The organism is Cupriavidus sp. CPT47-8839-RL05A, from assembly GCF_058792255.1.
In genome coordinates this window covers 136,471-147,388 of record NZ_JBYTEG010000018.1, presented here as the reverse complement: position 1 = coordinate 147,388, position 10,918 = coordinate 136,471, and the positions used below count along the sequence as shown (strand labels likewise).

At 66.8% G+C, this 10,918-nt stretch carries 10 protein-coding genes and 1 pseudogene; 5 read left to right on the top strand and 6 right to left on the bottom strand.

Annotation, left to right across the window (positions count from 1 at the left end; translation table 11 throughout):
• Window positions 1-113 precede the first annotated feature (113 nt).
• Entirely contained in the window at window positions 114-617 is a 504-nt protein-coding gene (locus AC3WVS_RS22100; protein WP_010814761.1) for a hypothetical protein, read from the bottom strand.
• A 295-nt stretch (window positions 618-912) separates the two neighbouring features.
• Here AC3WVS_RS22100 and secA point away from each other — a divergent pair, with 295 nt between their 5' ends.
• The 5 genes and pseudogenes from secA to AC3WVS_RS22075 all read left to right on the top strand — a co-directional run.
• Entirely contained in the window at window positions 913-3,690 is a 2,778-nt protein-coding gene (secA, locus tag AC3WVS_RS22095; protein ID WP_492320376.1) for a preprotein translocase subunit SecA, read from the top strand.
• Window positions 3,691-3,853: 163 nt separating this feature from the next.
• Window positions 3,854-5,080: a bifunctional glutamate N-acetyltransferase/amino-acid acetyltransferase ArgJ gene (argJ, locus tag AC3WVS_RS22090; protein WP_492320375.1), complete on the top strand. Its 1,227-nt coding sequence runs from the start codon at window positions 3,854-3,856 to the stop codon at window positions 5,078-5,080.
• A gap of 42 nt (window positions 5,081-5,122) precedes the next feature.
• Window positions 5,123-6,028, top strand: coding sequence for an ATP-binding protein (locus tag AC3WVS_RS22085; protein ID WP_492320374.1), 906 nt, complete (start codon window positions 5,123-5,125; stop codon window positions 6,026-6,028).
• Window positions 6,025-6,471 carry an NUDIX domain-containing protein gene (locus tag AC3WVS_RS22080; protein ID WP_492320373.1) on the top strand — a complete coding sequence of 149 codons (447 nt, stop codon included), beginning with the start codon at window positions 6,025-6,027 and terminating at the stop codon, window positions 6,469-6,471. The genes AC3WVS_RS22085 and AC3WVS_RS22080 overlap by 4 nt, the downstream gene beginning before the upstream one ends.
• A 122-nt stretch (window positions 6,472-6,593) precedes the next feature.
• A pseudogene (locus AC3WVS_RS22075) lies at window positions 6,594-6,803 on the top strand (OPT family oligopeptide transporter); the annotation flags it as partial.
• A gap of 30 nt (window positions 6,804-6,833) precedes the next feature.
• Here the strand turns inward: AC3WVS_RS22075 and AC3WVS_RS22070 are convergent.
• From AC3WVS_RS22070 to AC3WVS_RS22050, 5 genes are all read right to left on the bottom strand, one after another.
• A complete protein-coding gene (locus tag AC3WVS_RS22070) occupies window positions 6,834-7,022 on the bottom strand; it encodes a DNA gyrase inhibitor YacG (protein ID WP_013958063.1) in 189 nt (62 codons plus the stop codon).
• Between the two features lie 17 nt (window positions 7,023-7,039).
• Window positions 7,040-7,798 carry a cell division protein ZapD gene (gene zapD / locus AC3WVS_RS22065; RefSeq protein WP_035826777.1) on the bottom strand — a complete coding sequence of 253 codons (759 nt, stop codon included), beginning with the start codon at window positions 7,796-7,798 and terminating at the stop codon, window positions 7,040-7,042.
• 208 nt (window positions 7,799-8,006) lie between these two features.
• A complete protein-coding gene (coaE, locus tag AC3WVS_RS22060; RefSeq protein WP_492320372.1) occupies window positions 8,007-8,633 on the bottom strand; it encodes a dephospho-CoA kinase in 627 nt (208 codons plus the stop codon).
• 63 nt (window positions 8,634-8,696) lie between these two features.
• A complete protein-coding gene (locus tag AC3WVS_RS22055) occupies window positions 8,697-9,611 on the bottom strand; it encodes a prepilin peptidase (protein WP_492320371.1) in 915 nt (304 codons plus the stop codon).
• A gap of 3 nt (window positions 9,612-9,614) precedes the next feature.
• Window positions 9,615-10,886 carry a type II secretion system F family protein gene (locus AC3WVS_RS22050; RefSeq protein ID WP_492320370.1) on the bottom strand — a complete coding sequence of 424 codons (1,272 nt, stop codon included), beginning with the start codon at window positions 10,884-10,886 and terminating at the stop codon, window positions 9,615-9,617.
• Between the last annotated feature and the right edge of the window lie 32 nt (window positions 10,887-10,918).

Below are 10,918 nucleotides of genomic sequence, written 5' to 3'. Positions count from 1 at the left end.
GCGCACGGATCGTTAAGTCGCGACCTTCTCGCTACACCGTTCGGTACCTGAAGAAGGACCTTAACTGAACGGCATTAGACCCGAGGGTCGGCTTTTTCGTGTTCGGCACCGGGCTAGCGGTGATGGGCGAGCAGCGTATTGAGCGCGTCGCGCAGCGGCGAATCCGGCAGGCTGCGCGCCAGCTGGTCGAGGTTGGCGAGTCCTGTGGGCGTCATGCGGCCGCCGGTGCGCTGGCGTTGCACGGGCTCCACTTCCCAGTCCGCGTGGCGCGACACCTCCGGCTGCACCCGCACCCGGATCGCGGTGATGTGCGAGCCGCGCTGCTGCAGCCGTGCCAGCAGCGTCGGCACCACCTGGCGCACGCGGGCAGCGGCGGCGCCGTGCGCGGCCAGCAACAGCAGCACCTGGGCGTTCGGGTCGGTGGCGTCACGCTTGACGCCGGCCACGGCCAGGCCGTCGCGCATGCCGGCGGGCAGCAGTGCCAGCACCTCGGCCTCAAGCACCGACAGCTGGCGCGCGGTCTGCATCAGCGTCGAAACCGGGCCGGCCTTGGCCAGCCAGTCGTTGAGCGGCTTGGCGGCGGGGGTCTGCAGGGCGTGATGGGTGAAGCGGCGCATGCATGCATTCTAGCAAGGGGCGCGGGGGCCGCCTTGCCCGACTGCGGATTGAAGCTGCGGCGGCCGCCCCAAACTGTGGCTGACGGGGCGCGCGGGCAATCATGAGCACGACACGCGTGGTCAACATTCGGCAGGCTTGCCTGCCCTTGCGGGATGGGGCCAGGCGCGTTCCGGCCGTGACCCCGGCACATGATAAACTCGGCGTTTTGCGCCAATCTATCCATTCCTCGCCCGGCCGCCGGAGCAGCCCGCATCCCTGGGGTGCCACCCGGTTCCGCGCAGGTGAAAGCAATCGATGATCACCGGCCTTCTCAAGAAAGTCTTCGGCAGCCGCAATGAGCGGCTGATCAAACAATATCGCCGCACGGTGGCGCAGATCAATGCGCTGGAGCCGAAGTTCGAGCAGCTCTCGGACGACGAACTGCGCGGCATGACGGAGACCTTCCGGCAGCGCCACGCCGGCGGCGAATCGCTCGAGGCGCTGCTGCCCGAGGCCTTCGCCGTCTGCCGCGAGGCCAGCAAGCGTGTCATGAAGATGCGCCACTTCGACGTGCAGCTGATCGGCGGCATGGTGCTGAACGACAACAAGATCGCCGAAATGCGCACCGGCGAAGGCAAGACGCTGACCGCGACGCTGGCCGTGTACCTGAATGCCATCACCGGCCAGGGCGTGCACGTGGTCACCGTCAACGACTACCTGGCGCAGCGCGATGCCGAGTGGATGGGCCGGCTGTACAACTTCCTGGGCCTGTCGGTGGGCGTGAACCTGTCGCAGATGCCGCACGATGCCAAGCAGGCGGCGTACAACTCGGACATCACCTACGGCACCAATAACGAGTTCGGCTTCGACTACCTGCGCGACAACATGGTCTACGACCCGTCGCAGCGCGTGCAACGCCCGCTCAACTACGCCATCGTCGATGAAGTGGACTCGATCCTGATCGACGAGGCCCGCACCCCGCTGATCATCTCCGGCCAGGCCGAGAACCAGACCGACCTGTACCAGCGCATGAACGGCATCCCCAAGCTGCTCGAGCGCCAGATCGGTGAAGAGAAGGCCGACGGCACCGGCGTCGAGAAGCCGGGCGACTACTACGTCGACGAGAAGGGCCACCAGGTCTACCTGACCGAAGCCGGCCACGAGAAGGCCGAAGAGATCCTGTCGCAGCAAGGCCTGATCGGCGAGGGCGAGTCGCTCTACGCGCCGCAGAACATCACGCTGATGCACCACCTGTACGCCGCCCTGCGCGCGCACAGCCTGTTCCATCGCGACCAGCACTATGTGGTGCAGAACGACGAAGTCGTGATCGTCGACGAGTTCACCGGCCGCCTGATGACCGGCCGCCGCTGGTCCGACGGCCTGCACCAGGCCGTGGAGGCCAAGGAAGGTGTCACCGTCCAGCAAGAGAACCAGACGCTGGCGACGATCACCTTCCAGAACTACTTCCGCATGTACAACAAGCTGGCCGGCATGACCGGCACGGCTGACACCGAAGCGTATGAGTTCCAGGAGATCTACGGCCTGGAAGTGGTGGTGATCCCGACCAACCGCCCGGCCCAGCGCAAGGACCAGCAGGACCAGATCTACAAGACCGGCAAGGAGCGCTATGACGCCGTGGTGCGCGATATCCGCGACTGCTACGAGCGTGGCCAGCCGGTGCTGGTGGGCACCACCTCGATCGAGACCTCGGAATACCTGTCGGGACTGCTCGATCGCGAGCAACTGCCGCACCAGGTGCTCAATGCCAAGCAGCACGCGCGCGAAGCCGAGATCGTGGCCCAGGCCGGCCGCCCCAAGATGATCACCATTGCCACCAACATGGCCGGCCGCGGTACCGACATCGTGCTGGGCGGCAATGTGGAGAAGCAATCCGGCTTTATCGAGGCGGACCCGAACCTGTCCGACGCCGAGAAGGCCGCGCGCATCAAGCAGCTCGAGGATGAGTGGCATTCGCTGCACGAGCAGGTCAAGGCCGCCGGCGGCCTGCATATCGTCGGCACCGAGCGCCATGAGTCGCGCCGTATCGACAACCAGCTGCGCGGCCGTGCCGGCCGCCAGGGCGACCCGGGTTCGTCGCGCTTCTACCTGTCGCTGGACGACCAGCTGCTGCGCATCTTCGCCGGCGACCGCGTGCGCGCCATCATGGAGCGCCTGAAGATGCCCGAGGGCGAGCCGATCGAAGCCGGCATCGTCACGCGCTCGATCGAATCGGCGCAGCGCAAGGTCGAAGGCCGCAACTTCGACATCCGCAAGCAGCTGCTGCAGTACGACGACGTCGCCAACGACCAGCGCAAGGAAATCTACAAGCTGCGCAACGACGTGCTGGAAGCCCAGGATGTCGGCGACATGGTGACCAACCTGCGCGAGAGCGTGCTGGTTGAGCTGTTCCGCGACCACGTGCCGGCCGACACCATGGAAGAGCAGTGGAACATCGCCGGCCTGGAAACGCGCCTGCGCGAGGACTGGGGCCTGGAAGTGCCGCTGGCGCAGACCATCGAGGGCGCGCAGAGCATCGAGGACGAAGAGCTGCTCAACCTGATCATGAAGGCGGCCGCGGAGCGCTACGACGGCAAGGTCGCGATGGTCGGCCGCGAGTCGTTCGCCGGCTTCGAGCGCTCGGTCATGCTGCAGAGCATCGATACGCACTGGCGCGAGCACCTGGCCGCGCTGGACCACCTGCGCCAGGGCATCCACCTGCGCGGCTATGCGCAGAAGGATCCCAAGCAGGAATACAAGCGCGAGTCGTTCGAGCTGTTCGCGCGCCTGCTGGACCTGATCAAGAACGAAGTCACGCGCGTGACCTTCAACGTGCAGATCCAGTCGCCGGAAGAGCTGGAGCAGGCTTCGGAAGAGATCGAGGAAGGCCTGTCGCACCTGGAGAACATCCAGTACAAGCACGACGAGTTCGCCGAAGGGCGCGAGCCGGTCGAGGAAGCGCCGTCGCCGCGCACCGGTGCGGCCATGGCCGCCGCCGAGCTGGCGCTGGCGGGCATGCCCAAGGTCGGCCGCAATGACCCGTGCCCGTGCGGCTCGGGCAAGAAGTTCAAGCAGTGCCACGGCAGGCTCAGCTGAACTGAGCCCGGCCGGGTACCCGGCATGACGTCGTTCCCGCTGTGTGGGGAGTGACGCGAAAGGAAACGACATGCCCGCCCTTAGCGGGCATGTTCGTCTGATGACAAGCAAGTTGCGAGCAGAAGCCGCAAGCAGATAACGCAAGCAGGAAAGAGGAGTCCACATGCCCGTCAATCTTCCGCTGCCCCAGGCAGAGAACCTGAAATCCGTCGCCGGCGTGGAGCTGGGCTGGGCCGAGGCGGGCATCCGCAAGGCCAACCGCAAGGACGTGCTGGTGGTGCGCGTGGCCGATGGCAGCACCGTGGCCGGCGTCTTCACCAGCAACCGCTTCTGCGCCGCGCCGGTGCAGGTCTGCCGCGAGCACCTGGCCGCTGGCAAGGGCATCCGCGCGCTGGTGGTCAACACCGGCAATGCCAACGCCGGCACCGGCGAACCGGGCCTGGCCAATGCCCGCGCCAGCTGCGACGCGCTGGCAGCGCAACTGGGCATCGCCGCCGAGCAGGTGCTGCCGTTCTCGACCGGCGTGATCCTGGAACCGCTGCCGGTCGACCGCCTGGTGGCCGGCCTGCCCGCCGCCATCGCCAACGCGAAGCCGGACAACTGGCTGGCCGCCGCCGAAGCCATCATGACCACCGACACGCAGCCCAAGGCCGCGTCGCGCACGGTGCAGATCGACGGCAAGACCGTGACGCTGTCGGGCATCAGCAAGGGCGCCGGCATGATCCGCCCGAACATGGCGACCATGCTCGGCTTTATCGCCATGGACGCCGCCGTGGCCCAGCCGGTGCTGCAGGCGCTGGTCTCCTACGCCGCCGACCATTCGTTCAACAGCATCACCATCGACGGCGATACCTCGACCAACGACTCGTTCGTGCTGATCGCCACGGGCAAGTCCGGCGCCGTGGTCGAGCGCGCCGAAGGCCCTGCCTTCGAGGCGCTGCGCGACGCGGTGACCGCGCTGGCGCAGGAACTGGCGCAGATGATCGTGCGCGACGGCGAAGGCGCCACCAAGCTGATGACCATCCGCGTCGAAGGCGGCAAGGACGTCGCCGAGTGCCGCCAGATCGCCTATGCGGTGGCGCACTCGCCGCTGGTCAAGACCGCGTTCTATGCGTCGGACCCCAACCTGGGCCGCATCCTGGCCGCGGTCGGCTACGCCGGCGTGACTGACCTCGACGTCGGCCGCGTCAACCTGTGGCTGGACGATGTCTGGGTGGCCCGCGACGGCGGCCGCAACCCCGACTACCGCGAGGAAGACGGCCAGCGCGTGATGAAGCAGGCCGAGATCACCGTGCGCATCGCGCTCGGCCGCGGCAAGGCCGAAGCGACGGTCTGGACCTGCGACCTGTCGCACGACTACGTGTCGATCAACGCGGATTACCGCTCATAACTGCCAGCAACACGCTGACCCCTACTGCCACACGCCCCTGCCATGTCTGACCTCGCCGCCCGCCTCGACAACTTCCTCGCCCGACTCGAACAATGGCTGCCGCCGCAACTGAGCGACGCCGACTGGCAGGAGGCCGTGGCGTTCCGCTGGCGCAAGCGGCAGAGCCTGTTCGGCAATATCGGCTACCTGCAGCCGGTGCGCCAGCTGCCGCCGATCCACCTGGACGACCTGAAGAACATCGAGCGCCAGAAGGACGCCATCGTCGCCAACACGCGCCAGTTCGTGAGCAAGCTGCCGGCCAACAACGTGCTGCTGACCGGCGCGCGCGGCACCGGCAAGTCGTCGCTGATCAAGGCCTGCCTCAATGCCTTCGTCAGGGACGGGCTGCGGCTGGTCGAGGTGGACAAGGATGACCTGGGCGACCTCGGCGATATCGTCGAGCTGGTTGCGCAGCGCCCCGAGCGCTTCGTGATCTTCTGCGACGACTTGTCGTTCGAAGAAGGCGAGTCGGGCTACAAGTCGCTCAAGTCGGCGCTGGACGGCTCGGTGGCGGCGCAGTCGGACAACGTGCTGATCTACGCCACCTCCAACCGCCGGCACCTGCTGCCGGAGTACATGAAGGACAACGAGACCTACCGTCACACCGACGATGGCGAGATCCATCCCGGCGAAGTGGTGGAAGAGAAGATTTCGCTGTCCGAGCGCTTCGGGCTGTGGCTGTCGTTCTACCCGCCCAAGCAGGACGAATACCTGGCCATCGTCGGCCACTGGCTCAGGCACTTCGGCTGCACCGACGAGGACATCGCCGCGGCGCGCGGCGATGCGCTGGTGTGGGCGCTGGAGCGCGGCTCGCGCTCGGGCCGCGTGGCGTGGCAGTTTGCGCGCGACTGGGGCGGCAAGCATGGCAAGCCTTATATCGCCGACGTGGACGGCGACGCCAAGGCATGAGCGCATCCATGCAAAGCCCCGCAGACACGGCCGGCAATTCTCCGCGCAAAGTCACCGAGGTCGCCGTGGGCGTGATAGTGCAGCCCGACGGCCGCTTCCTGTTGGCGCAACGCCCTGCGGGCAAGCCCTACGAGGGCTATTGGGAATTCCCCGGCGGCAAGCTGGAGCCCGGTGAGTCGGTGGAGGCAGCACTGGCCAGAGAACTCCATGAAGAGCTGGGCCTTGATGTAACGCAATGCGAGCGCTGGCACATCCTTGAACATGACTACCCGCACGCCTATGTGCGGCTGTACTTTTGCAAGGTCACGGCCTGGCGGGGCGATCCCATCGGCCGCGAAGGCCAGGCCTTCTCCTGGCAGCAGACGCCCGTGACAGTCGGGCCGCTGCTGCCCGCCACCATTCCGGTGGTGGAATGGCTTGCCGAGGAAGCGCGCGACAGCTGACCTTGCCCTTTGCCGCCGGTGGGCTGCGCCTGCTGGCCGAGGGCGCCAACTTCTGGCTGTCGGCCGGGGCCTCGGTGGTGCGGCTGTCGACGCGCTTCTCGCTGGCGCTGGAACATGCCGAGCGACGCGGCACGCTGCTGGCCTCGGGCCTGATCGTGGGGGAAAGCCTGGTCGGGGTGATGCTGGCCGCGCTGATCGGCCTGTCGGGCAAGGATGCGCCGCTGGCGCTGGTCGGGGCCGGGTTTGAAGCGACCGCGCAGTGGCTGGGCCTGGCGGTGTTCGCACTGGTGTGCGTGGGCTTCTACCGCCGCGTGCTGGCGGCGGCGCACTGAACCACGGGGGGCGCTGAAGGCGCGGGCGCTTCAGTCGTCCTCGTCTTCAGGCTGGTCGGCGGAGGTTTCGCCCGGCTTGCCGCCGATCACGTATTTCTCGGACGCCCAGGCGCCGAGATCGATCTGCTTGCAGCGCTCGGAACAGAAGGGCCGGAATTTGTTGTCGGGCACCCAGGCCACCTCGGTGCCGCAGGTGGGGCATTTGACGACAGCAGGCATAGCGTTCAGCGCAGGCTTCAGAAATTGCAGAGTTTCAGCAGGAACGGGATATCCGCATCGACCGAGCGCGGACGCAGGTCGCCGTCCTGCTGCGTAAAGCGCACCCACAGCATGTACTTGTTGGCGCTCATCTCCGGGATAAACGCCAGCAGCGAATCGTCCAGGTAGACCTGCATCAGCTGGTAGCTGCGTCCGGACAGCATCTGCTGGTAGCTGCCGCCGGTGGCGATCACCTTGCCGCTCTGGCCGGCTTCGCGCAGCAGGCGCAGCACGATGGTGGTGCCCATGCGCAGCGACAGCAGCGGACGTACCCACTTCAGGATATCGGCGCGGCGGTCTTCGGCGGGGCGGTGCTGCCAGGCATAGTAGGCCGGCAGGTCGAACTCGCAGGTGCCGCCGGGAATGATCGCGCGGCTGCGGATGCTGGTCAGCCACTCATTGTCGGCCAGCAGCTGGCCGGCCTTGCCCACGGTCTGGTTGAGCATGGCGATGCCTTGCTCAATCTCGCCGATGATGGCGTCCAGCGCCTCCTGGTCGATCTGCGGGCTGGCACGCAGCGGCGCCAGTGCCTGGCGCTGGCGTTCCAGTTCCTTGATCAGGTCGGTCTTGAGGTCGGCGCGGCCGGCCACGTCGATGATCTCGAACAGCGTGGTCAGCGCGACATGGTGCTGGTGGGCATGATCCTGGCCGAGAAAGTATTCCAGCCGATCGAACAGGTCCTCCAGGCGCAGGAGTGTCCTGATGCGTTCGTTGAAAGGGTATTCGTACAGAATCAAGTGCAATGTCCGTGCAGGGCGTCGGGCGCTTCAGGAGCGGCCCGGTGCAGAATGAGGCCCGGGAAATGCCGGAAGGGGCGATATATGACAGGCGGTTGCCGGCAGTATGCGGTGATTTCCCCGCATATTCCAGCGCATTCTATGCGAGACAAGGGCCGAGGACAATGTCGCGTGCATGATGCAATGCGCCGGCGCGCCGGGTTGCGCGTTATGGATGGACCCTGGCCGCCGCCGACAGTTCACGATAGTAGCGGTCGAGCCGGTCTACCTGGTCCACCAGCGCCTCAACCGGGCCGTCGTTGTCGATGACGTCGTCGGCACATGCCAGGCGCGCGGCGCGGGTGGCCTGTCTGGCCATGATGGCCTGCACCTGCTCGCGGCTGAAGCCGTTGCGCGACATCACGCGCGCAACCTGGGTGGCCTCGGTGCAGTCCACCACCAGCACGCGGCCCACGCGCTCGCGCCATGAGCCCGATTCCACCAGCAGCGGCACCACGTAGATCAGGTACGGATGCTCGCCGGCATCGCGGATCGCGTGGGCGCGCTCGGTAGTCAGCGCACGGATCAGCGGGTGGGTGATGGCTTCAAGCCGCGCCTTGGCTGCGGGGTCGGCAAACACCAGTGCGCGCATCGCGTCGCGGTCCATGGCGCCGTCGGGGCGCAAACAGGCCGGGCCGAAGGCCTCGACCAGTGCCGGGATGGCGCGCCCGCCCGGGGCGGTGATCTCGTGCGCGAGCAGGTCGGTGTCGATGATCGCGGCACCGCGCGCGGCAAACATGTCGGCCACGCGGGTCTTGCCGCTGCCGATGCCGCCGGTCAGTCCGATTTCCAGCATGTGAGGCTCTGTTGACGATGTTGCCGCAACGATACCAGCTTCAGCGGAGATCGTCGGACACCGTCATGGCCATGCAAACAGCGGCAGCACGCCGGGGCCGAACAGCAGCACCACCACGCCGGCCAGCGCGATGAAGGGCCCGAACGGGAACGGCGTGTCGCGTTCCTGGCGGCGCAGCGCGATATTGGCCAGCCCGAACAGCACGCCGACCACCGACGACAGCAGCACCAGCGCCGGCAGCGCCTGCCAGCCGAACCAGGCGCCCAGTGCCGCCATCAGCTTGAAGTCGCCAAAGCCCATGCCTTCCTTGCCGCGCACGAGCCGGAACAGCCAGTAGGCCGTCCACAGCACCAGGTAGCCGGCAGCCGCGCCGATCACGGCGTCGGGCAGCGCCACGAACACGCCGCCCAGGTTCAGCAGCAGGCCCAGCCACAGCAGCGGCAGGGTGATCTGGTCCGGCAGCAGTTGCGTATCGGCATCGATCATGGTCAGCGCCAGCAGCGCCCACACCAGCACCAGCGCGGCCAGGGCCTGTCCGCCGGGGCCGAAGCGCCACGCCGCCAGCGCGCTCAGCACGCCACAGGCCAGCTCGACCAGCGGATAGCGCACACTGATCGGCGCCTTGCACGCCGAGCAGCGCCCGCGCAGGAGCAGGTAGCTCAGCACCGGCACGTTCTCCCAGGGTGCAATCGCGTGGCCGCAATGCGGGCAGGCCGAGCGCGGCACCATCAGGTTGTAGCGGCCGGGGTAGGGCAGCGGGTCGCCGCGCAGCTCGGCGATATAGTTGGCCTCGTCGCGCTCCATCATGCGTGGCATCCGGTGGATGACCACGTTGAGGAAGCTGCCGACCACCAGCCCGAGCAGCGCGGCGGCCGCCACCAGGAAGGCGGGCGGCAACGCCGTCAGCGCCTCGACCAGCGGCGCGCCGCCGGTGGAGGCCGACGAAGGGTAGGGAGAAGCAGACCACGCAGGCAACATCGCTTACACCACCTGTCCCAGCTTGAAGATCGGCAGGTACATCGCCACCACCATGCCGCCGATCAGCACACCCAGCACCACGATGATCAGCGGCTCGATCAGGCTGGAGATCGCGGCGACGGCATCGTCGACCTCGCGCTCGTAGAACTCCGCCACCTTCAGCAGCATGTTGTCCAGCGCGCCGGACTCCTCACCGATCTGCGTCATCTGCAGCACCATGTTGTCGAACACATGGGTGGCCTGCATCGCGTTGGTCAGGCTGGTGCCGATGCGCACCGATTGCTCGATCTCGCGCGTGGCGTCGTAGTAGACCCAGTTGCCGGCCGCGCCGGCCACGGACTCCATTGACTCCACCAGCGGGGTGCCGGCGGCGAACATGGTGGCCAGCGTGCGGGTCCAGCGCGCGATCACGGCCTTGCGGAACAGGCTGCCGAAGATCGGCAGCTTCAGCAGCGTGCGGTCGGTGGCGCGCTGCACCTTCTCCGATTTCTTCAGTGCGCGCAGGTAGAAGGAGATGCCGGCCACCGGCACCCCGATCACCAGGTACCAGTACTGGACAAAGAAGTCCGAGATGGCGATCACCAGCAGCGTCGGCGCCGGCAGGTTGGCGCCGAAGCTGGAGAACACGCCCTTGAACGCCGGGATCACGAACAGCATCAGGATCACGGTCACGGCAAAGGCCACCGTCAGCACCGCGATCGGGTAGATCATCGCCGACTTGATCTGGCCTTTCAGCGCGATGGTCTTTTCCATGTAGAGCGACAGGCGCTCCAGCAGCGAGTCCAGGATACCGCCCTGTTCGCCGGCATCGATCAGGTTGCAGTACAGCGTATCGAAGTACTTCGGATGGCGCCGGAATGCCGCGGCCATGCTGCTGCCGGCCTCGATGTCGAAGCGGATGTCGGACAGCAGCTGGGTGAAGTTGGGATTCACGTGGCCACGCGCGATGATGTCGATCGACTGCAGCAGCGGAATGCCGGCCTTGAGCATGGTCGACAACTGCCGGGTGAAGTAGGCGATGTCCTTCTCGGTGATCTTGCGCCCGCGCGCGGCCTTGCGCTTCTTCAGCTTGACGATGGTCAGGCCCTGCTTGCGCAGCGTGGCGGTGACCTCGGCCTGGTTCTCGGCGCGCAGTTCGCCGGTGAAGGTCTTGCCCTTGCGGTCCTTGCCTTCCCACTCAAAGATGTACTGGGTGGGTGCCTTGCGCCCCTTCCCTGATTTCGCCCGTGACGGTGCCGCCGTCCGGGCGCTCGCCGCTGGTGCACGCGTCGCCATGATATTGACCCCCGATGTAAATGACGCTTGTT